We start from the raw sequence: 23,434 nt of genomic DNA on the forward strand, positions 1-23,434 counted from the left end.
CTAAGAATTAAACCAAACAGGATGAGACCAGCTGGCCAACTGCCTCGGAACCTTCTCCTGCAAAAAGTCAGTATCTTCCGGAAGTCCAATCCAATTGTTAATTATGGTGTCTTTAAAGATGCTTTAATTAAATCTTCTAAAGAAATTTCTCCATTGGTTTTTTTCAGCACCTGTGCAATATTTTTCTCAGCCGCGGCTTTGGGAAATCCTAAAGTAATTAGCGCTTGTAACGCTTCTTCACGGATTTTATTGCTTGATTTCAAAAACCCAAGCTGTGTTGGGCTACTTTCAGAACCCGATTTCCCCACTTTGTCTTTCAGCTCTAAAATGATGCGTTGTGCAGTTTTGGCACCTATCCCCTTGACATGCTGAATAGTAGCGACATCCCCGTCCAAAATTGCCTGCTCTATCTCTGCGGTGCTTAGTGAAGAAAGAATCATCAAACCGGTGTTTGGCCCCACTCCATTGATAGAAATCAACAATAAAAAAAGCCGCTTTTCCTCTTCGTCCTTAAAGCCGTAAAGGGTGTGCGCGTCCTCTTTGATATGCAGAAAGGTGAGGAGCCTGATTTGCTCCTCATCCTTGATTTTACTGTAAGTTTGAAGGGATATTTTGACCTGATATCCTATTCCGCCGACATCAATGATCACATAAGTAGGATCTTTGAATACCAGCTTGCCTTGTAGATAGGCGATCATGAGGCAGAGGCGGTCTGGGCATCTACGACTGCGATCGCAACCATATTGACAATCTCTCGGATCGAACTTCCCAGCTGAAGAATATGCACGGGCTTGTTCATCCCTAAAAGAATAGGACCAATTGCTTCAGCATTTCCCAATTCAGCCATGAGTTTGTAGGCGATGTTTCCAGAGCTTAGATCTGGGAAAATCAAGGTATTTGCCCGCTTATTGACCAATTTGGAGAAGGGATACATTTCTCGCTGAATCTCTTCATTCAAGGCAACGTTTGCCTGCATTTCCCCTTCGATAATCAGATCTGGATATTTGGCTTTAGCCATTTCTGTGGCTTTTGCAGTTTTGGAGGCAATGTCTCCTTTTGCCGATCCAAAGTTGGAATAGGAAAGAACAGCGATTCGTGGTTCGATATTGAAAAACTTAACTGCATCCGCTGTCAGGCCAATGATTTCGACCAATTCTTCAGCGGTTGGATTGAGATTGACCGTCGCATCGGCAAAGAAAAATGGACCTTTGTCAGTGTTCATGATGTACATTCCTGCGACACGGTTGGTGCCAGGTTTGACTCCGATGGTGTGCAGAGAAGGCAGAATGGTTTTGGGATAATCCCTAGTCAATCCTGAAATAAAAGCATCAGCATAGCCGGTTTCGACCATCATGGCTCCGAAGTAATTTCGCTGAGTTACAAGTCTGCTGGCGTCGGCAAGTGTCATTCCTTTTCGCTGTCGCTTCTTATAGAGGATTTCGGCAAACTGATTGGTTTTATCTTTTTCCTCCAGCGGATCGATAATGGTGACATGCTGCAGGTCGAGCGAATTTTCTTCGATGAGATGGAGGATTTTTTCCCGATTTCCCAACAAAATCGGATTGGCGATTTTTTCATCCCGAATGATCTGAGCGGCCTTGAGGATTTTTCGATTATCAGCTTCACCAAATACCACTCGCTTTGGATCCTTTTTCGCCCGGGCGATGACTACCGACATCAATCGCTGATCGATACCGATTCGTTCCTGTAATTCGAGTTCGTACGCATCCCAGTCCTGGATGGGATGTTTGGCTACACCAGAATCCATAGCTGCCTTGGCCACGGCCGGAGCTATGGTCGTGATAAGCCGTGGATCGAGTGGTTTTGGAATCAAATACATTCTGCCAAAACCCAACTTACTTTCACCGTAGGCCTTATTGACTATATCCGGAACCGGCTCTTTTGCAAGCTTAGCAATGGCTTTTGCAGCTGCCAGTTTCATGGTTTCGTTGATTGCTGTGGCCCGTACGTCCAAAGCCCCTCTAAAAATATAAGGGAAACCCAACACATTATTAACCTGATTAGGGTGATCGGATCTTCCTGTGGCCATAATGACATCCTTTCGGGCAGCAATGGCTAAATCATAGGGAATTTCGGGATCAGGATTGGCGAGCGCAAAAACAATTGGGTTTGGCGCCATCAATACGATTTGATCCTGGGAGACGATATTTCCAGCAGAAAGTCCTAAAAACACATCTGCGTCCTTGAGCGCATCACTAAGTGTGAGAATATCTCTATCTGTAGCAAATTCCGCTTTGATGTCATCAAGGTTTTCCCGGTCTTTTCTGATCACACCTTCTTTATCGCACATGATCAAATTTTCGCGCTTGACACCAAGAGACATATAAAATCGAGTACAAGATACCGCAGATGCGCCGGCACCATTTACGACTAGTTTGATCTCGGTAATATCCTTTTCGACGATTTCCAGCGCATTGAGAAGTGCTGCACCGGAAATAATCGCAGTCCCGTGCTGATCATCGTGCATGACGGGAATGTTCATCTCCCGCTTTAAAGTCTGCTCGATCTCAAAGCATTCTGGCGCTTTGATGTCTTCAAGATTTACCCCGCCAAAAGTTGGCTCGAGAGATTTAATAATCTGAATAAGTTTTTTGGGATCCTTTTCGTTGATTTCGATATCAAAAACATCTATGCCCGCAAATTTTTTGAACAAGACACCTTTTCCTTCCATCACTGGTTTGGAGGCATCAGGTCCGATATCTCCGAGGCCCAAAACTGCTGTTCCGTTAGAAATGACCGCCACGAGGTTTCCCTTGGCCGTGTATTTATATACGTTTTCGATATCTGCTGCAATTTCCTTGCAGGGTTCAGCCACTCCAGGGGAATAGGCTAGCGCAAGATCCATCTGACTGGATAAGGGTTTGGTGGGAACTACTTCAATTTTTCCCGGAGAGCCTTGAGTGTGATAATTGAGTGCGTCTTCCTTTCGAATTTTAATTGCCATAAAAAGCTGAATTATTTGGGTTTTAGGCTCCCGTTTCTGGTGTCCAGCTTACATCTGTTTTAAGTAAAATAGTCTCTATCTCCCGAAGTGCGTCCCGATGAACTTCATTCGGGTAATACACAAATCCTTCGATGTAATAAAGTTTCCCTTTTTCCTTATCCACCATGAGGTATCCGAGATAGGATCCGCCCATGCTGATGTTGTTGGTTTTCCAAGAAGCCCTGATTTCGGTAGTAAAATTATCATTTATCACCATGTTTTGGAAAGCAGGGACGATTTGTTTTTCAGTTACTACATAAGAGGTAGGGTCTTCGGGATCCCCAAAGATGTGTTGCCTGGTGATTGAGTCCCTCAGAGTCAGGATGTTCTCAGGAAAAGTTTGCTCTTCGGAGACATAATCTTCCACGTGAAAAAACAAGCTGATATCTGCACGGTTTCCAGTGGGAGTAGGCTGGCGAACCCACAAGAATCCCGGTTCGGACTTCGCAACCTGATAAGAGGCAGGTACATTAATTTCTATGCCTAGGTTATCTTTGGCTTCTGCATTGGCAGCGGTATTTTTCCTTGCCAAAATTGCCTTTTCCAACCGGCCTCTTTCCCGAATCTCAAATAGATTCTCCAGTCGGTCTCCGTTTTTCTCCAAGTTTTCGATCAGCTGCTGCTCGGTATTCCCGAAGAGGTACAGGACTTCTTGTCCCACTGCATATTCATCCTCGACGCGAAGGGAATAGAGGTTTGGATCATTCAGGGCTTTTTCTTTGGATTCTTTCGAAAATTGGGCATTGATCACCTGACTGGCAGCTCCGCGATCATCGAAGGTGGTGACATAGATCAGGTTGGTAGACATGCGGAGCATTCGGGTCATGGCACGCGGGTCCACGCGATTGACTTTGAATTTGGCTTCGGATCGAATCATTCCCGGAAGGTCGGATTCGAAAATATCCCGAATCGCCTCTCCCACAGGTCCTGCATATTTTGCAGAATCCATGACTAAAATAATTTCGCCGATGGACCCTCGGGCTTTTGGTTTGGAGCTGTTGGAGTTACTGCCATCTGAATCACAAGCAATCCAGAGTGATGCGATCAGTATTACAGAAAAGATCCGGAAAATGGTTTTCATTCGAATGTTGGTTTGATTCTTTGGGTGCATACAAAATAAATACTTTCCCCGCGCAAACCTTGTTTCCTCGATCTCTTTTGGCGTTTGTTAAAAAAAATTAACAGATTATCTGTTTTTAGGAGCCAGTTTTCAAATAGTAACCTATCCGATGATCAGTTTTTGACCGGGTTTGATATTATTAGTGTTCAGATTATTTAGTCTTTTGATTTGCTCGACGGTTAATCCGGCATGTCTTTTTGAAATAATCCAAAGCGAGTCTCCCGGTCTGACGGTGTAGAGTTTTTGTCCATTCGAATTTGTCTGCACCTGAGCTACCGAAGCCGCGGCGTTTGATGAATAAATCGTTAATTTCTGTCCAACTCGAATCAAATTTGAGCTCAGACCATTCCAAGCCTTGAGTTGAGCGACGGAGACTCCGTGATTTCCGGCGATTCGACCAAGTACATCCCCGGATCTTACGCGATAGCTGATACCGTTTCGCTGGATCTCTTGAGCTAGGCTTTCGACCGGTTGAACCTGTACCTTATCAGAAGCTAAAAAAGAAAGCGGGGCATTTCCCAGAGAATCACTAATCCAAGCTAGATTTTCTTTTACGAAAGGCATTTTGGCCTTAGGAATCCGAACAGCCATACTTCGGTTTGCTTCTGGTATTCTTCGGTTTTTTACTGATGGATTTAGCTGTTCCAAGTCACTGACGCAAAGGTTTGTCAGCTCCGCAAGCTTGTCCAGACTCATGGCTTGATCAAATCGGATCTTTTCATAAGCCAAAGAATAGGTAGGATCTTCCGGGTGAAAATTATGCTCATCAAGATGATTGAGTATGTAGAGCATCGCTTGTACTTGAGGCACGTAGCTACGCGTCTCACGGGGCAGGTAATTATAGATTTCCCAGAAAGTCTTTTTTCCACCAGATCTACGGATCGCTTTTCGCACATTTCCCGGCCCGCAGTTGTAGGCAGCCATAGCCACTTCCCAATCCCCAAACATGCGGTAAAGGGATTTCAAATACTTGGCAGCTGCATCGGTGGACATTTCCGGGTCCATCCGATCATCTACTTCTGGATTGACATTCATGCCGTACATTCTTCCGGTGGCAGGCATAAACTGCCAAAGCCCCATCGCACCTACTCTTGAGCGAATCTGTGGATCCAATCCAGATTCAATAATCGAAAGGTATTTGATCTCTTCGGGCATTTCATGTTTTCGGAGGGTTTCGTCAAACATGCCAAAAAAGTGATCTTTTCTGGCCAAGACCATTTTGGTGTAATCTCTGTTTCTGACCGTGAAATACTGAATAAATGAAAAAATTCGGTCATTTAATTCAAAAGGCATTTCGGTATCCATTTCCTGAATCCGTTTCTCGACTTCAGCATAGGTGAAATCGGGGATGTATTCGTAATGGTAATTGGGTTGAACTTCCTCCTCAGAAAAAAGCGAAGGTGCTTCAAGAGTTTCTTCTACTTGAGCAAAAGCTTTGGGCAGGACAAGTAAGCCAGTCAGGCTGAATACTGTAAATAAGCTGCGCAAAGTTTTTTTCATAGTTTCAAGGGGTTAGGTCTTTTAGGTAATTGCTAAATGCATAAAGTTCCGCTTCTTTAAACGAATTGCTCATAATCTGAAGCCCAATAGGCATGCCATTCTTGTCTTTTCCATTAGGGATCGAAATGGCCGGAACTCCGGATACGGAAGCTTGTACAGTAAACAGATCCTCAAGATACATCGCTACAGGGTCATCCCTATGCTCTCCAAATCTAAACGCTGAAGTTGGCGTAGTCGGCATGATAATATAATCAAAATCTGATAAAAGATCCTCCGTAAAGTCTTTTATCATTCTTCTGACTTTTTGCGCCTTCGTGAAATATGCGTCGTAATAGCTCGCAGAAAGCACAAATGTTCCCAGCATGATGCGTCGCTTTACCTCTTCGCCAAAGCCTTCGGATCGGGTCAATTTATACATACTTTCCAGATTGTGAGCATTCGGACTACGATAGCCGTATTTGGCTCCGTCAAATCGCGAAAGATTGGAACTTGCCTCAGCCGTGGTCAGGATGTAATAAGTAGGAAGAATGTATTCCAGCATCGGGAAACTTACTTCCTCGACCTCGTGTCCTTCTTCTTTTAATTTATCTAAAATAGCGAACGTGTTTTCTCTAATCTCCGGCTGCAAAGCATGAGATTCCAACGTTTCTTTTAAATAAGCGACTTTGGTTTTTTTCTCAAAATGAAGCAGCTGACTGTAGGAAAGAATGGGCTTTCGAGAAGAAGTACTGTCAAATTCATCATGTCCGGCTATGGTTTCCATGATTAGGGCGTTGTCTTTGACCGTACGTGAAAAAATACCAATTGTATCAAAAGAGGAAGCGTAGGCAATCAATCCCCATCGCGAAACCCGAGAGTAGGTGGGTTTCATTCCGATTACTCCTGTAAACGCGGCAGGCTGTCGGACTGATCCTCCGGTATCTGTGCCCAAAGAAGCTGTGCAAAGATTGGCCTGAACGGCCACCGCTGATCCCCCCGAAGAACCTCCCGGGACACGGTCTTCATCTAAGGCATTGAGTACTTTGCCGTGAGCGGAATTCTCATTGGAGCTTCCCATTCCAAATTCATCGCAGTTTAACCGACCGATGATAATAGCATCCTGATCGATCAATCGCTGAACAGCAGTGGCAGTGAATTGGGCTTCGTAGCCTTTTAAAATTTTTGAGGAGGCATTGGATTCATGGCCTTGGTAGCATAGCACATCTTTTATTCCGATGACCATGCCTGCCAGTTTTCCGGCATTTCCGTTGGCTAATTTTTCGTCAATCTCCTCGGCCTGCTTCAAAGCGGACTGCCCATAAACTTCAACGAAGGCGTTGAGATGCGCCTTCGTTTGAATGTTATTGAGATAATGACTAACTATAGCTTGACAGGTAGTCTGTTTTTTCTCGAGTGATTTTTTAATTTCCTCGAACGAAATAAATTTTTCCAAAGCGGTTAGCCTTTATGAGGATTACTTTTTCTTGTCTTTCAATCCTTCTTCGAGGTCGTTTTGAATGTCTTTGGTCGCGTCTTTGAATTCTCTGATTCCTCGACCTAGTCCCCTTGCGAGTTCAGGGATTCGTTTAGCACCAAATAAAAGGAGGATGACTAGGATGATCAGAATGATCGAGCCTCCGCCCATATTTTGAATAAAACCCAATGTTGTCATAATTACTTTTGTTTTAGGGTAAATGTGGTCACAAAGATATAACTGTCCTTCGCTTACACAAAGAAGCGAAGCTCTAGTATGAATCTTTTTCTTAAATATACGAAATATTAGCCTACTTGGGTGCAATCCATGTTGAAGGATTCATTTTTTGGAGACCTTTCCAGGTTTGGAAATGTACCTCTGATTCCCCGTTGACATCGACTGCTACCTGCCCAATTACGTCTTTTGCCTTAACTGTCTGACCGGTTTTTACAGTAATGGTTTTTAGCTTGCTGTATAAGGTATAATATTCTCCGTGTTTGATGATGACCGTCTCTCCATAGCCGGGCATGGTAGCGACCTTGGTGACCGTCCCGTCAAAGACCGATCGCACGCTGGCATTCGGTTGGGTTCTGATATTTATCCCGTCATTGGGCACGCTGATGCCTCTCAGGGTAGGGTGGGGATTATCTCCGTAAACCTCCGTGACAAAACCGGTTTCCACTGGCCAGGGGAGTTTACCACGGTTTCCAGCAAATGAACTGGACAATGCGGCAACCTCAGGCGTCATGGGCATGGAACTTCCCGCGGATTTGGTAGCCGTACTGTTGTCTTTTTTGGCGGCAGCCTCTGCCAATCGGATTTCCTCTTCGATTACCTGTCTGATGAGTGATTCGAGCTGGGCTTGTTGTTTTTTGGTAGCCGTGATTTTTCGCTTGATTTCAGTCTCTCTCTTGGTAAGATTTTTCACCATTCCCTGCTGCTCACTTCGGAGGCGTTCAAGTTTTCTTCGTTCCTCCTGAGCCTCAGCCAAGACTTTCACTTTTTCGTCTTTTCGAGAATCCAGCTGTATGCGTTCCTCAGCCAATTGAAGAGTGACTTCCTCGATCTGTGCGGCCTGTTGTTTTCGACTGTCGGTATATTGCTTGAGGTATTTCAGGCGCATGTAGAGCTGATTGAAGGTGCTCGAACTGAATACAAAAGCGACGATAGAAATACTTCGGTTGAGTTTGGAAGTATTGTATATCATCCGCGAATACTCCGCTTTCAAATCGATGAGTTCCTGCTCCATCTTCTTTATTTTGGATTCAGTCTCATTGATTTCCTGATCGATTAGGCGCACTTCCCGGTCTAGGGTATTGACTAGACGGTTTTGGGTTTGAAACTGCCGCGTAATGGCATTCAGTTCGCCGATGGTGGTTCTTTTGGTAGCCGTAGTTTTTTTGAGAATCGCGTCAAATTCCCGAAGTCGGGCCTGGACTTCTGCTTTTTCTCTTTCTAATTCTTCCCGACTCTTTTTGGTCTGCGAAAAAGAATCCGTCACTGACCAGCTTATCAGCATCCAAAGCAAGCCTGAAAATAAGAGTAGTTGACGCATGCTTGATTTAGTATCTAAAAGGAAAACTCAAGGGTGAGGAATTACGATCTATGGAAATCCACTCCACATGAATGATAGTATTCTGGGAACCATCGGAGGTTTGATAGACTAATTTATAGAGGGTTTCGGCAGGGAAAGGCATCTCGTCTATGTTCTGGAAATTCGCAAAGCTGGCCAATAAGCTACCTCGATCATCGAGCGAGTTGCTGACCAGTTCGGTCACTTTGGCTTCACTGACTCCTACTTTGCTGAAATATCGGGCTTGATCTCGCACTTGCGTGAGCTCATAAACTTTACCCACTTTTACCAATCTGTCTCGGTAATCGAATCGAAATGGGGGATTGGCCCAAAGGATATTTTGAAAAAGATCTAGGGATAAATTTAATCCGTACAAGGATTTGAATTCTTCAAAGCTCATATTGATGTCCTCTTTTCCGATTCGATCCTTGATCAAAATTTTTTCTTCGGAAATCAATCCGCGAACCGCTTCCATACCCAATCCCGGTGAGATAGTAAACCATAAGAGGCTGTCTTTTTTTGCCCGAAGATTTAAGGTGCCTCGCGTGATTTTTCCAGATCCCTCTTCGATGACCACCTTGGCTCGGGCACTCAAATAATCAAAATCGGCATATTCGGGAGTGAATTCCTTCATTCGCTTATTGGATTCAAAAGGAATTACTCGCTTGGAACATGCATTGAGAAGGATAACCCCCATCAACACCAATCCCAGCCTCAAAAATTTATTCATGGTATTTACCGTCTTTTATTTTCAAAGGCAACTTTTCAGAAGCTTCAGGGCTTTCTGCGGCCTTTTTCCAGAAACTCAATGCCTCGGATTTTTGTCCTAAATGATAAAGTATGTCCCCGTAGTGCTCCAGCATCACCCCACTCGGCTCTACTTCATATTCGATGGCTTGATTCATATAATATTTGGCGCCTTCATAATCTCCCATCTGAAACAATACCCAAGCGTGGGTGTCAAGAAAAGTGCCATTATTTGGAAATCGTTTGACAACTTTTTCCGACATAGATTTCGCTTTTTGGAGATTTTTCTTCTCCAAAGAAAGGAAGTAGGCATAATTATTCAATACCTGCTCGTCATTTGGGTTGATTTCCAAGGCTTTGTCAAAATAGTGAAAAGCCGAATCTTTTTTCCCCAGATTATAAAATGAACTGCCCAAAGAACCGAAGGCGACTTGATCCAATTGCTTATTTTGTCCATTGTTGAGCTCTAAGGCTTTCTGCAGCGAAGTCACAGCAAGACTGTCGTTTTTACGGGCAGATTTGACCACGCCGTCATAAAACCAGAATTCCTGATTTTCCGGAAATTCATCCACCCCCATGATGGTGAATTCCTCGAGTTCCTCAAAATCCGCATCTTCGCCAAAAGATCCCAAGATGACTTTTTCAAGGATTGGGGCATTTTTTGGTTGTAGTTCCAGTGATTTTTTAAAGTAATCAATGGATTTCTCCTGATTTCCGACTTGCCCAGCTCGCTCTCCGAGGGCTTCAAAAATAGCCGCATTTTCAGGTGAATTTTTGACCATTAAAACCTCCAATGAATCCAACATCATCTCACGTTCTTGAGTTTTGATTTCATTCATCAAACCCATAAAAGCTCTGGCCTTCACTTCCGGATCAAGTTCGGTGCTTTTAAATGCAGAAAACAAATATTGATTGGATTGCTCCAGATCGCCTTTTTCTTTGTAAAGGCTATGGGCGGCCATCTGTAGCTCGGGTTGATTGGGGTATTTTTCAATTTCCCCTAAAACCAACTCTATAGCATCTTCCAGTCGATTATTGTTAAATAAAATCTCGACTAAGTTGAGAACATGATTTGGATTGCCAGGTTGGGCTTCGATCAGTTTTCTGCCTTCTTCGATGGCTTTATCGAGTTGATTTTTCCGAAGGTAAATTCGTTGCTTCTGAAGAGTAATAGGTTCGAGAATCCCGTAGTACTGTTCTGCTCGGTCCAGTGCGATCAGCGCTTTATCAAACTCATTGGCATTCAGATAAATCGAAGCCAAATCCAGATTATACTGTTGATTGCTTTGACCATCAGAAGTCAACCGATCTAGAATCTCTGCTGCCTTCATAGGCTGATTAAGTTTGGTGTAGATCTCGGCCACCATCAGCGCGTAATATTTGTTTTCCGGATCGAGTGTTACTGCTTTTTCGGCAAAGGGAAGTGCTTTTTCAGCTTGATCGGCTTTGGCATAGAGCTCCGCTATTTTGTAGTGGATCGCAGGTTCCTCCGTCTCCAGTTCGAGGGATTTTTGAAAATAAAAGTAGGATTTCTCCAAATCACCCAGATTCATCTGCTTGGTGCCTTCGATAAAATACCGACTGGCCAAGGCTTCTTTTTCCTGAGCCTTGCGCTCTTTTTTACTGAGTTTTTTTTGTGCTATCGCCTCTCCTGATAGTACTATGATCAAAAACAGGAAAGTATATATGGTTATTCTTGAAATCACGTGTCTCGAATTATGGGGGATCAAATCACAAACATAATGCCTTTTAACCTAAAGCCCTTGCTAAAGATTCTAAAAGCCACTCAGATGCATAACGATCCTAGCTCAAAAATGATCCTTTTAGGTTTTTATTTTTGTCTTCAATTTGGATAAAAATGACTTTTCACCCAATAAAATCATAAGAATGAAGGGAATTAGAAGGGAATTTCGGATGATGAAGTCTAGCCAGGGATGATCCAAACTCAGGTAAAAACCACCATAACTCAGCAAAAAAGCAAACAAAAGATAGCTAATCCCTTTTTTGCTTTGATATGGGACCGGGTAATAACGCTGCCCAAAATAATAACAGACTATACTCATTACCAGATAGCAGGCCAAAGTGCTCATCGCACCTCCCATATATCCCCAAACCGGCACCAGGAATACAATCACTCCGATACTGACTAAGGCGCCAAGCAAGGTAATCCAAAAGCTATAGTGGGTTTTGTCGGTGACTTTAAACCAAATCGACAGGTTGAAGTAAATTCCCAACAGCAAATAGCCCATCAATAAAACAGGAACAATAAATAAGCCTTCCTCGTACCCTGGACTTCTCAGGAATAAAGGACCAATCCAATTTAAATTTACTGAAATTGCGATCATCAATACGCTACAGAAAATGATAAAGGCATGCATCGCCTGAGCATAGAGTTTAGGAGAATCTTTATTTTCAGATTCTTTAAAGAAAAAAGGCTCAGCAGCATACTTAAATGCCTGAATCACCAGATTCATCAAAATTGCCAGTTTGAAATTGGCGCCAAAAACTCCGCCTGCTTCTCGGCTACTGAGTCCAGGGTAGAAATTCTCCGGCAGAATATATTCGAAAAGCATTCGTGACAGCAACTCATTGGTCACTCCAGCCAAGCCCATAAACAGCAAGGGCAGGGAATAGTCCCACATGGGCTTGAGCAGGGTCTTTTCCACTCCAAAAGAGAAAAAGCCTGCTTTCCACCAGACGAAAGGAATAATCAATCCATTGGCGATTAGATTGGAAAGTAAAATATATTCGACTCCCCAGTCCAGTTGGTAGCCAAGAAAATTTTCCGGTAAGATTCCGGTTTCGATCCAGTGTGGAAATCCAATAATGAGCAGGATATTCAAACCGACATTGAGAAAAATTGTGATCAATTTGGCTGAAGCAAAGGTCAAGGCTTTGTTTTCTAACCTTAGCTTGGCAAATGGAATCGCCAAAACGGCATCAAAGGTCAGAATCAGAGCGGTCCATCGAAATAGGTAGGACTGTCCGGGATATTCCATCCAATCGGCCAGCACTGGTGCAGCCAAATAAAGACCTGTTCCCATGATCAAGCTACTAATGATCAGAAGAGATTGACTATGAGAATAAACCTTGTTGGAGTCTAGATTTTTTCCCGTAGCAAATCGAAAAAAACTGGTCTCCATTCCATAGGTGAAGACAATATTCAAAAAGCCGATCAAGGCATAAATCGCCGTAAACGAACCCAAGGACTCCTTGCTGAGATAGGCCGTATAGACCATGATCAGTAAAAAATTAATGGACCTGCCCAGAATGCTGCTCAATCCATAAATTGCCGTTTGCCCGGCGAGTTTTTTGAGATTACTCATGCGAAAAGGGAATTTACTCTCCCTTGAATACTGGCTTGCGTTTTTCTAAAAATGCAGAAGTCCCCTCCTTATAATCTCCCGATTTGACACAACGCGCAAAACTGTTGGCTTCGGTTTGGAAACCATTTTCGTCTGCCAAATAAGCCGCGTTGACACAATCTACCACCATACCGATGGCTAAAGGTGCTTTAGACATGATTTTACTGACGATTTCTTGGGCTTTTGCCATGGCGTCATCCTTGGTAGGAAGGACATGATTGACCAAACCTAATTCTCGGGCTTCTTCTGCTCCGATCATATCTCCGGTCATCATGAGCTCATTGGCTTTTCCCCGGCCAACTAATATTGTCAATCGCTGCGTTCCTCCATATCCAGGAATGATTCCCAGATTCACCTCTGGCTGGCCAAATTTTGCATTCGCCGAAGCAATCCGCATATGGCAAGCCATGGCTAGTTCACAGCCACCACCCAGCGTATAACCATTGGTGACGGCGATGACCGGCTTGTGGCAGTTTTCGATCATGGCAAAAATCTCCTGCCCATTTTCAGCGAATTTTCGCGCATTCACCTCATTGAGCTCGGCGATTTCTTTAATATCCGCTCCCGCAATAAAGGCCTTTTCCCCTGCTCCAGTCAGAATCACCGCTTTGATGGCCTTGTTATCGACCACTTCATCGAAAATTTCCCGGAGTTCTTCCAGCGTGTCATAATTAAGCGCATTCATTTTGTCTTGCCGATTGATGGTCAAAAACAAAACGCCTTCTTTTTCTTCAGCGAGGATATTTTTAAAATCGTCCATAGAGATTGCTTGTCAGTAGTGAACAAATATACAAGTCGGGTTTTCATTCCCAAATTAAGTCTTTGGAAAATCCAATTTACAAACACTATCCAAAGGCTTTCTTATGATATGCATTAATCTAAAATGATCATTTTCAAACCCTCCTTCTGGCTTTTTTTACTTACTTTTGCGAAACAAAATTTTAAACTAAACCCACAAAATATATGTCTTCAAAAAGAAAGATTACCGTTGCATACGGAGATGGAATCGGCCCCGAAATCATGGATGCTACCCTTCGAATCCTCGATGCTGCCGGTGCCCAACTCGAATATGATGTGATCGAAATCGGGGAAAAAGTTTATCTCAAGGGGATTTCCTCTGGGATGGAAGCCAATGCCGTCGATTCACTCCGAGAGACCAAAGTCTTTTTGAAGTCACCAATCACTACTCCTCAGGGTGGAGGATTTAAGTCACTCAACGTGACCACCCGAAAATCCTTTGGACTTTATGCCAATGTCCGTCCTTGCAAGGCTTTTTCACCGTTTATCCAAACGCATTTTCCTGAGACTGATTTAGTCATCATTCGCGAAAATGAAGAGGATCTCTATGCGGGAATTGAGCATAGACAGACGCAGGAAGTATATCAGTGTTTGAAATTGATCTCTGAGCCAGGATCCGAAAAAATCATCCGATACGCTTTTGAATACGCCAAAAAATACGGTCGCAAAAAAGTGACCTGTATGACAAAGGATAATATCATGAAATTGGCCGATGGTCTTTTTCACAAAAAGTTTATCGAAGTTTCTAAGGAATATCCCAATATCGAGGCTGATCATAAAATTATCGATATCGGAACTGCCTTGATTGCGGATCGTCCGGAGACTTTTGATGTCATCGTGACCTTGAATCTATATGGAGATATCATCTCTGACGTGGCAGCTCAGGTGACTGGTTCAGTTGGGCTAGGCGGCTCAGCAAACGTGGGTGAAGAAGTAGCCATGTTTGAAGCGATTCACGGATCTGCTCCGGATATTGCAGGAATGGGAATCGCCAATCCATCAGGTTTGCTCAATGGCGCCATTATGATGCTGGTTCATATCGGTCAGCCTGAAGTGGCGGAGAAAATCTCCAATGCATGGATGAAAACTCTGGAAGACGGTATCCACACCGGAGACATTTATCAGGAAGGACTTTCCTCTAAAAAAGCCGGTACCAAAGAATTTGCCGACGCGGTGATTGAGCGTTTGGGCCAAAAGCCGGCGACGATGACTCCTGCGGTATTTGGAGAAGAGGCGACCAAGCCTATGAATATCAAAGTCACTCCTAAAACTAAAGCCAAAAAGGAATTGGTCGGAGTCGATGTATTTATTGATTGGGACGAGGACAATCGTGATCCCAATGTCATCGGAGAGCGCTTGCGCAAAGCCAATGCCGATGGACTGCAGCTTCATCTGATCACCAACCGAGGAGTAAAAGTATTCCCGGAGGGACTTCGCGAGACTTTCTGTACCGATCACTGGAGATGTCGATTCAAAACGGACGATCAGCGGGCGATTTCTCACGAACAAGTGCTGGACTTGTTGAAGCAAATCAAGGATCTCGGATTTGATTTTATAAAGACCGAGCACCTGTGTGTTTTTGATGGTCAAAGAGGTTATTCACTTGCACAGGGTGAATAAAGCGATTTACGATTTTTGATTTACGTTATAGTCAGTTAGAATGGGGGGAGAGGAAACTTTCCCCTTTTTTCATTTCAAACTTGCGCTTTGTCCTCGTTAACCAGTATTTTGTAGGTTCATGCAAAAGAGAGTTCTCATCATCACCTATTATTGGCCACCGAGTGGAGGTTCGGGCGTACAGCGCTGGCTCAAATTCGCCAAGTACCTTCCGGATTTCGGCTGGGAACCGGTGATTTTCACTCCCGAGAATCCTGATTTTGACCTGAAAGACCCATCTCTGGAAAAGGAAGTCAGCCCCAGGCTTGAAGTAATCAAATTTCCGATTTGGGAACCGTATTCGATTTTTGGGAAATTAAGGGGAAAGAAAAAGAGTCATCCTTCCCGTATTTTGGAACAACGGGAAAAGTCGCTGTTGGAAAAAGCCGGAATCTGGGCAAGAGCTAATTTGCTGGTTCCCGATCCTAGGGTTTTTTGGGTCAAGCCTTCAGTTAAATTTCTACTTGATTTGGTGGAAAATGGGCAGTTTCAGGCTGTGATTACCACGGGACCACCCCATTCCATTCATTTGATTGGAAAAGCTTTAAAAGAAAAAACCGGAATAAATTGGTTGGCGGATTTTCGAGATCCTTGGTCTGAATGGGAGTTTCTGGACACCTTACCTATGCGGAATAAAATCAAGGAAAAACATCAGGAGCTTGAGCAGGAGGTTTTGGGAAAAGCAGATCGTATTTTGACCATCTCACGGACATTTCAATCGGATTTTGAGCGACTTTCCAAGCGGAAAATTGACCTGCTAACCAATGGATTTGACTGGGATGATCTTCCTAGGGATTTTGAAAACAGAAAACAGAAAAAGTCGGATTTGCATTTGGTTTATACCGGAGTGATCGACTCGATTCGCAATCCCATACCCTTATTAAAAGCGTTTCGTGAGGAGTTTGTCGATACAGATCAGGTAGTTCGGATTTCATTTGTAGGAAAAGTGAGCGAGTCAGTACAGGGTTTTGTAGCTCAGGATTCTTGGTTGGCGGATAGGATATCCTTTCCTGGATATGTGCCACACGAAAAAGTCTTTGATTTTTATGCCAATGCGAGTGGCTTGCTTTTGATTTTGACGGATACCAAAAACGCCCAGGGAAATATCCCGGGGAAGGTTTTCGAGTATCTTTCTACGGGAATTCCCATTTTGGCGATCGGTGATCCCAAAGGGGATACGTCTAAAATTCTACAGGAAACCGGCGCGGGGGAGGTAATTCCGCATTTTGATCAGGTCAAAATGCAGGTAGCCTTACGCCGGATTTGTGAAAGGAAAGTTACTCCTGCAAATCCTGAATTGATTGCGAAATTTTCCCGAAAAAATCTTACTCAACAACTAGCCAAAATCCTCGATGAATATTCCATTTCTTGATTTGTCCAGGATAAGTCCAGTGCTGAAAAATCGTTTGGAACGGAAATTTTCTGAGTTGCTGGAGTCAGGTATTTTTTCCGGAGGGGAAGAAGTAGAAAAACTCGAAGTCCATATTCAGCAACTCCTCAAAACTCGGTTTACCATTCCTTGTGCCAACGGAACGGATGCCCTTGAGCTTGCGCTTCGAGCCTTACAAATTGGACCAGGAGATGAGGTGATTGTGCCGGCATTGACTTGGGTGAGTACCGCAGAAGCGGTTGTTTTAGTGGGAGCCAAACCGATATTTTGGGATACCGATGAGGAAGGATTGCTGCGGCCGGATTGGGATAAAGCGGTGACGGAACGAACCAAAGCCGTGATTCCCGTGCATTTGTATGGGAAAATGGTGAAGATGGAGCAGCTCCTTGAGAAAGCGAAAAAGCTTCGGCTTTTTGTGATCGAAGATGCTGCACAAGCTTTCGGAACAACACAGGATGATAAAGCCGCTGGAACTTGGGGGGATATAGGCTGCCTGAGTTTTTATCCGACCAAAAATCTCGGAGCCCTCGGGGAAGCGGGAATGTGCCTGACACAGGATGAAAATCTGGCTCAGAAAATCCGCTTGCTCTCTAATCATGGGCAGCCGATTCGTGATCAGCACGAATTGATCGGACGAAACAGTCGAGTCGATAGCCTGCAAGCAGGATTTATAAATGTGATGCTGGAAGAGTTTGAATCCAACCAAAAAAAGCGAAAAGCTCTTGCCAAGCAGTATATAAAAGAGCTTTCGGGAGTTTCCGAACTTATTCTTCCCAAAGGACTATTGGAAGAAGATCATAATGCCCACTTATTTGTGGTTCAGACCAAGAAGCGAGATCAATTGCAGGTATTTTTGGCAAAAAATGGGATAGGGACTGCTATTCATTATCCTCGGATTATTCCCGATATGAAGCCCTATCGTGTTGATGGTGATTTTGTAACTGCCCGAAAACTAGCTCATGAAGGTCTCTCTTTGCCTTTGAATCCCTATTTGAAAGCAGAAGAGGTGGATTGGATAGCGGATAAAGTGGAGGAGTTTTTTGGGCTGATTGCATAAAAAAAAGCAAGCCCCTCCGGCTGAGTGTAGTTTTAGGTTGAATTTTAAAAGAGACGTTGCCTAGGTGTAATTTGTAATTACGCTTTCGTATCAAAACAAATTTGTAATTTGCTGATGATACAAGAGTTGAAGAAATATATCCAATTGCAAATTGGTGAGGATATACGGGTGAAGTTTCAAACTTCACCCAGTCCAACGCTACGATTTGACTACGCAAAGAAGGAGAAATAATCAAGGAAAGGTTTAGGGTGAGACGGGTATGGTTTAAATTTTTCTTTTGCCTATTACTCTGAACCTTTTCATTTAAATTAGTGTACCAAATTGTGTACACTAAATTTGAAATCATGGTAGTAATTAGCACAAGAGAGTTTCGGCAAAATCTCAAAAAATATTTGGACCTGATAGATAAGAATGAGCGGGTGATTATTCAACGGGGCAAGGACAAAGTGTATGAAATTTCAAAGGATGTGAAAAATGACCGATTCTTTGATGATCCAGCGGTACAAGAGCGATTAGTCAAAAGTATTCAATCCTACTCCGAGGGTAAAACGGTGAAATTGTCTGATGACCAATTGAAGGATCTACTTGGTATATGACATTTGAGATTGAATATACATTTGAAGCACTAGAAGATATTGAAAAGCTGAAGAAAACAGGAAATAAGTCGATTTTAAAGAAGTTTTTCTCTTTGATTCAGTAACTTAAAAAGCATCCAGAGACTGGGACAGGAAAACCTGAAAGGCTCAAACACTTTCAGCAAAATACTTGGTCGAGAAGGATTGATAAAAAGCACAGGCTTGTATATCTGATCGATGGAACAAAAATTGTCGTGACAATTTTAGGTGCATATGGGCATTATGGTGATAAATAAAGCCAGCTTTAATCCCCCGCTGGGAGTAGCAGAATTATGGTTAGAACTTGGTGTAGTTTGACTGCCCTGCAAACCGGCTTCTTGCTAAAAAGCTTTACTAAGGCTTTTTCTGACGCACGACTTTACCTATGTGTTCATACAAATTTCTAATTTGCAGAAGTCCTAAAAAAATTATGGAAGAAGATTAAATACATAGGTGTTTGGTTTTTGGAGTGGAATTGCAAATACTATCCAGCTCCCACTTGAACTCCAGGGCTGTTGAGGAGACTTTTCGCTTAGTGGAGAAAGCATGGCTGGAGTCCAATCGGTTTATTGTGAAGTTTTAATGGCAAAACAAGATTAACTTAAACTATCTCCATTTAACTCAAAACAGCTATTCGGTTTTGATCGATTCCACGGGATTGGCTATGGCGGATCGCCAGGATTGCCAACTCACGGTGATCCAGGCAAAAAGCAAACTTATCAAGGCTGTCAATACAAAATACCAAACGGAGATGCTGAGCTTATTGGCGAATTGTTGCAGCCACTGATTCATCAGGTAAAATCCGATGGGGAGTGCAAGGATCAATGCCATCAAAATTGGAGAAAGAAATTCTCGGGAAAGTTGAAGGACTATTCCATTTACTGAGGCTCCTAACACCTTTCTGACTCCAATTTCCTTGCGCTTACTCTCTGCGGTGAAAATCGACAAGCCCAACAAACCCATGCAGGAGATCAATAGGGTAAGCCATGCAAAAGCCCCGAGTAAATTTCCTGTTCTTGCTTCCTGCGCATAGCTCAGGGCTAGGCTACTTTCCAGAACATCGTAGTCAAAAGGCAACCCAGGAACAATTTCGTTCCAAGCGTTTTTTAATTGCAGAATTTCTCCCTGGCCAAAATCCCTTTCCAGCCTAACCAAGAGCACATTGCTGGCATCGGCGGCCGCATTTTGAGCAGGTAGAAAAATGGTGGGTTTAATCGAATTTCTCAGGTCCTGGGCATGATAGTCTTGGACTACACCAATGATCTTACCGGAATAATCCGAAAACAGCAGACCGTTTTCTTCAGTAAATACCCTTAAACCTACACCCAATGGTTCCGAATGGGTTTGAGCGATCCATTTCGCAGCGGATTCATTGATGATTATTCCGAGATTTTCAACTTTTGGAAACCGATCCCTCATCATTTCTGTCAGTTCACCCTGATCTTGATAGTCAGGTGAAAACTCCCTTCCGAATTTTAAGGAGACCCCCAGGTTTCGGAAATATTCCTCATCCACATATTGTACAAAAACGGAGAAATCAGCATCTTCCTGCATTCCATCATAGGCTACAGAAGGTTTCCATCCTCCCCCCAAACCTGGAGGAGTGGAAATTGAATTGACAGATTGTACAGAGGAAATCTTTTTCATTTCCTGCTTTATGTTTTCAAGATTTGCTTTGGCAACATTTCCAAGTTTGACCGTAACCAATCCCTCTTCGTCAAATCCCATTTCGGATTCCTGTAGAAACCGATGTTGCATATAGGCTACCGTGGCGCAAAACACCAAAAGTGCGGATAAGGAAAACTGGAAGATGACGAGGGATTTACGTATCAAAACCTTGCCCCCGGGAAATGATGATTGTTTTAGAATCAAATCTGGTTTTAGTCCGGAAAGATAAAAAGCTGGGAAAATTCCTGCGAGTAGGGATGTCGTCACCCAGACCAGGACAACCAGGCCGAGTAAATTTTCATCTTGGAATAAATCAAATGGGAGTTCAAGGGATAATATCTTCGAAAATAAGGGGAGAAAAAGATAAACCAGAAGAATTCCAATAATCAAGGCGATTCCGTTGAGCAGAAATGATTCTGCAAGAAATTGAAAAATGAGTTCTCCTCTTTTTGCGCCATTCACTTTTCGCACCCCGATTTCTTTCATCCGATGTACTGCCCGAGCTGTGGCCAGGTTGATAAAATTGATGCAGGCCAACAATAAGACAAATACGCCTATCGAAAGAAATATCAAAAGCGTTTGTGAATTAATTCCCACGGACCAGTCTCCGCTGAAATCTTCAGTTAAATGAATGGATTGGATGGGCTGCAGAAAGTAGGTGTAATTCTTAGCTTCTTCGGGGTTTCGGTAGTTGGCGTTGATTTCAGGGATCTTTTTGCTGATTTCATTGGGATCCAGTCCCTCTTTTACCTTCACGTAGGTGTAGGTTTGTGGCCACCAAAATGAGCCGAAATCAGCATTTTGAGGAAATTCATTTAAGTTTTTGAAGGTGGCCACCGAGGACAAAAAGTCGAATTTCATGTGGGTATTTTCCGGTAAATCAGCGATTACTGCTTTGACCTCAAAGGCCACATCTCCAGTGGCAAGGAGAATTTTGCCAATGGGACTTTCTTCTCCAAAATATTTTTTGGCTTTAGTCTCTGTGAGAACCAGTCCAAAAGGTTCCTCAAAAAACCCGTTTAAACTCCCCTGAAGAATTTCAAGTCCTGCGATTTGCTCAAATCCAGGTTCTGCATAATAAAAATAATCCTCCCGAAAGCTTTCCCCAGGCTGTAGGCCTTCGGTGGTTTTGAGGTAAGTGTTGATTCCGATTACACTGACGACCGATTCCAGTTGATCTTCAAACTCTTTGCGAAGCATCGGAGCCACGGCTCCCCCTGCCCAGGCCGAATATTCCTGTCCTCGGAATTGTTGTGAAACCCGGAATAATCGATCGGAATCTTCCTGAAACGAATCATAGGACCGCTCAAATTTTACATAAGATGCCAACAAAAGAAAACAAGCCAATCCAATGGATAGACCAAAAATATTGATGAGTGAAAAAATCCGTTGGCGGAGAAGATTTCTCCAGGCGATTTTAAAGTAATTGATAATCATGATTTTTCGGTTAAAAGTATACTCCTCAACTTAATATTAACAACCCATCATTTAAGGATTCTGTCTTGGTATCTTCATTCTAGGATAATGCCAATTCAAAATATCCGATAGGAGGCTTGAAACAAAGATTTTGGTTTTTCTTCTTTTAAAGTACCGAACAATATTGCACGAATTCGGGCGATTGGTCAATTTTTTTTCCCCCGCTGGGTGTAGCAGAATTATGGTTAGAATTTGGTGTAGTTTGGCTGCACTGCAAACCGGCTTCTTGCTAAAAAGCCTTTTCTGACGCTCGATTCTACCTTTCTATACAAACAAATTTGTAATTTACTGCTATCGTCAAACATTGTTTTATGGGGGAGGTCTATCAAATAAGAGATCAAGAAATCCAGCAGAACTTAAACAAAATTTTATAAAAATAGCACTTGAGAGATTCCAAATTCCCATTAAAACTTATTAGAACCATTTGAAATGCCCTATTTCCTTACTTTTCAGGTTGTAGGTTGGGCGGATGTATTTACCAGAAAAGTATATCGGGATCTCTGGCTGAATATGGTTTTAGTTTGAATTTTAAAAGAGAAGTTGCAAACTTCACCCAGCCCAAGCTTTCCCTGCCTTTTAATCCATACTTGACTCTGATTGAATTGAATGGATAGAAGGGAGGGTGATCGGATTTTTGGATAAGAAAAAACCGCAAACCCTTTTTGCAATTATATTTTCAAAAAAATCCCCTATTTTCCCTGATGAACTTTACGCAGGAACCGCTATTTATTGCCGCTACACTCTGTGTTTCGGTGTTTTTTGCGATCTGGCTGACGCGCTTTTCTTGGGGAAGGAGGATCGGAACGCCGATTTGGGTAATTCTGATCTGTGCGCTTTTGGCCAATGTGGGGGTGATTCCCTCGGCTATGGAAGGCAGCCCGATTTATGATGGGGTGTTTCGTTATTTGGCGCCTCTGGGGATTTTTATTGCCCTGCTCGATGTGGATTTGCGAAGCTTGAAAAATGCCGGAATTCCCATCCTGCTGATGTTTGGAATCGGTACCCTCGGTACCGTGGTGGGGGTTTTCGTTTCTTGGTTTTTGGTTCGTCCCGAGCTTGCGATTGGAGAGATGGCGTCAGCCGTTGCAGGAATGTACACCGGCACCTATATCGGAGGAAGCATAAATTTTAATGCCGTTGCTCTGAGCTATGGAGTGAATGAAAACGGGCCGCTGTTTGCTGCCACTACGGTGGTGGATAATCTGATCGGAACGCCTTGGATAATCGCTACGCTGATTTTGCCTCGCTATTTGCAGAAGCTTTTTCACAGGAAAAAATTAGCCTCCGCTGAGCAGGCTGAAAAAGCGAGTTCCTTGGAATTTATCTCTATGTCCTCCCTTGCTTCAGTTTTAGCCTTGGGATTTTTGGCGATGGTGCTGAGTCGGGTAGTGGAAAGTTATTTTCCCCAGATTCCAGAAATCATCACCTTGACCACAATTGCCCTGATTTTGGCGCAATTTCCAGCCGTGCAGCAGCTACAGGGTAAGCAGACTTTGGGGTTTTTTATGATTATGATTTTCCTCGGGGTGATCGGTACGCTATGCGATCTCGGAGCATTGGCCGGGGTAGGGGATTTGGCCGTGACCTTGATTTTATTTGTAGGATTGTTGGTAGCGATTCACGGATTGTTTGTGTTTGGAATCGGTTCCTTGCTGAAAATGGATTGGGATGTGATCGCTGTAGCTTCCCAAGCCAATATTGGAGGAAATACCACTGCGATCGCTGCAGCAGAAAGCCTGAATCGACCCGATTTGTTGATTCCTGGCGTCTTGGTTGGGAGTTTGGGAAATGCCTTGGGAACGTATATCGGTTTTTTGGTGGCGGGGATACTTTGAGGATATTTATAGAGAGAAGAGGTTAGAGATAAGAGACAAGAAAAGCAAACTGGCCATAAAATAAACTCAGCAATCCTTTTTATAAATTACCTTAATTCATTCCCTCAACTGATTTTTATCAGCTAATTTCAGGCTAAGCCATTTTACTTTTGGCTCATCAAATTTTGAAAATAATTAT

17 protein-coding genes and 1 pseudogene are annotated in these 23,434 nt (G+C 43.3%); 6 read left to right on the plus strand and 12 right to left on the minus strand.

Translation table 11 applies throughout. From position 1 onward, the window contains the following. Positions 1–101: 101 nt before the first annotated feature. The 11 genes from ruvA to BM043_RS02015 all read right to left on the minus strand — a co-directional run bounded on the left by ruvA (position 102) and on the right by BM043_RS02015 (position 13,522). Positions 102–698 (minus strand): Holliday junction branch migration protein RuvA, encoded by a 597-nt coding sequence (gene ruvA, locus BM043_RS01965; RefSeq protein ID WP_092788553.1) that lies wholly within the window; start codon positions 696–698, stop codon positions 102–104. Beyond that, the gene (locus BM043_RS01970) at positions 695–2,965 is read right to left on the minus strand and encodes an NADP-dependent malic enzyme (RefSeq protein WP_092788554.1); all 2,271 of its coding nucleotides are present in this window, start codon (positions 2,963–2,965) and stop codon (positions 695–697) included. The genes ruvA and BM043_RS01970 overlap by 4 nt, the downstream gene beginning before the upstream one ends. Before the next feature lie 22 nt (positions 2,966–2,987). Then, positions 2,988–4,085: a DUF4837 family protein gene (locus tag BM043_RS01975; RefSeq protein ID WP_092788555.1), complete on the minus strand. Its 1,098-nt coding sequence runs from the start codon at positions 4,083–4,085 to the stop codon at positions 2,988–2,990. Positions 4,086–4,226: 141 nt separating this feature from the next. After that, complete coding sequence (locus tag BM043_RS01980) at positions 4,227–5,624, minus strand: LysM peptidoglycan-binding domain-containing protein (protein ID WP_092788556.1); 1,398 nt, start codon at positions 5,622–5,624, stop codon at positions 4,227–4,229. 4 nt (positions 5,625–5,628) lie between these two features. Continuing rightward, positions 5,629–7,056, minus strand: a complete 1,428-nt coding sequence (gene gatA / locus BM043_RS01985) for an Asp-tRNA(Asn)/Glu-tRNA(Gln) amidotransferase subunit GatA (protein ID WP_092788557.1) — start codon at positions 7,054–7,056, stop codon at positions 5,629–5,631. A 21-nt stretch (positions 7,057–7,077) separates the two neighbouring features. Further along, complete coding sequence (gene tatA / locus BM043_RS01990) at positions 7,078–7,275, minus strand: twin-arginine translocase TatA/TatE family subunit (protein ID WP_091649576.1); 198 nt, start codon at positions 7,273–7,275, stop codon at positions 7,078–7,080. A 112-nt stretch (positions 7,276–7,387) separates the two neighbouring features. Beyond that, entirely contained in the window at positions 7,388–8,632 is a 1,245-nt protein-coding gene (locus BM043_RS01995) for a murein hydrolase activator EnvC family protein (protein ID WP_092788558.1), read from the minus strand. Between the two features lie 7 nt (positions 8,633–8,639). Then, positions 8,640–9,380 carry a lipoprotein insertase outer membrane protein LolB1 gene (locus tag BM043_RS02000; protein ID WP_092788559.1) on the minus strand — a complete coding sequence of 247 codons (741 nt, stop codon included), beginning with the start codon at positions 9,378–9,380 and terminating at the stop codon, positions 8,640–8,642. Next, a complete protein-coding gene (locus BM043_RS02005; RefSeq protein ID WP_245752893.1) occupies positions 9,373–11,067 on the minus strand; it encodes a tetratricopeptide repeat protein in 1,695 nt (564 codons plus the stop codon). The genes BM043_RS02000 and BM043_RS02005 overlap by 8 nt, the downstream gene beginning before the upstream one ends. Before the next feature lie 153 nt (positions 11,068–11,220). Beyond that, positions 11,221–12,723, minus strand: coding sequence for a lipopolysaccharide biosynthesis protein (locus BM043_RS02010; protein WP_092788561.1), 1,503 nt, complete (start codon positions 12,721–12,723; stop codon positions 11,221–11,223). Positions 12,724–12,736: 13 nt separating this feature from the next. After that, on the minus strand, positions 12,737–13,522 hold the full coding sequence (locus tag BM043_RS02015) for an enoyl-CoA hydratase/isomerase family protein (RefSeq protein WP_092788562.1): 786 nt from the start codon (positions 13,520–13,522) through the stop codon (positions 12,737–12,739). 203 nt (positions 13,523–13,725) lie between these two features. On the opposite strand from BM043_RS02015, the gene BM043_RS02020 reads away from it, so the two are divergent. The 5 genes and pseudogenes from BM043_RS02020 to BM043_RS19680 all read left to right on the plus strand — a co-directional run. Next, positions 13,726–15,180 carry an NADP-dependent isocitrate dehydrogenase gene (locus BM043_RS02020; RefSeq protein WP_092788563.1) on the plus strand — a complete coding sequence of 485 codons (1,455 nt, stop codon included), beginning with the start codon at positions 13,726–13,728 and terminating at the stop codon, positions 15,178–15,180. Between the two features lie 118 nt (positions 15,181–15,298). After that, on the plus strand, positions 15,299–16,588 hold the full coding sequence (locus BM043_RS02025) for a glycosyltransferase family 4 protein (RefSeq protein WP_092788564.1): 1,290 nt from the start codon (positions 15,299–15,301) through the stop codon (positions 16,586–16,588). Further along, positions 16,569–17,663, plus strand: a complete 1,095-nt coding sequence (locus BM043_RS02030) for a DegT/DnrJ/EryC1/StrS family aminotransferase (protein WP_092788565.1) — start codon at positions 16,569–16,571, stop codon at positions 17,661–17,663. Before BM043_RS02025 ends, BM043_RS02030 begins: the two co-directional genes overlap by 20 nt. A 344-nt stretch (positions 17,664–18,007) precedes the next feature. Continuing rightward, positions 18,008–18,259: a type II toxin-antitoxin system Phd/YefM family antitoxin gene (locus BM043_RS02035; protein WP_092788566.1), complete on the plus strand. Its 252-nt coding sequence runs from the start codon at positions 18,008–18,010 to the stop codon at positions 18,257–18,259. Between the two features lie 119 nt (positions 18,260–18,378). Next, positions 18,379–18,534 (plus strand): annotated as a pseudogene (locus tag BM043_RS19680) (Txe/YoeB family addiction module toxin); the annotation flags it as partial. A gap of 373 nt (positions 18,535–18,907) precedes the next feature. Here the strand turns inward: BM043_RS19680 and BM043_RS02045 are convergent. Continuing rightward, a complete protein-coding gene (locus BM043_RS02045) occupies positions 18,908–21,382 on the minus strand; it encodes an ABC transporter permease (RefSeq protein ID WP_092788567.1) in 2,475 nt (824 codons plus the stop codon). 740 nt (positions 21,383–22,122) lie between these two features. Here BM043_RS02045 and BM043_RS02055 point away from each other — a divergent pair. Next, positions 22,123–23,256, plus strand: coding sequence for a DUF819 family protein (locus BM043_RS02055; RefSeq protein ID WP_092788731.1), 1,134 nt, complete (start codon positions 22,123–22,125; stop codon positions 23,254–23,256). Positions 23,257–23,434 lie beyond the last annotated feature (178 nt).

It is taken from the genome of Algoriphagus hitonicola, assembly GCF_900113375.1.
Taxonomy (GTDB): domain Bacteria; phylum Bacteroidota; class Bacteroidia; order Cytophagales; family Cyclobacteriaceae; genus Algoriphagus; species Algoriphagus hitonicola.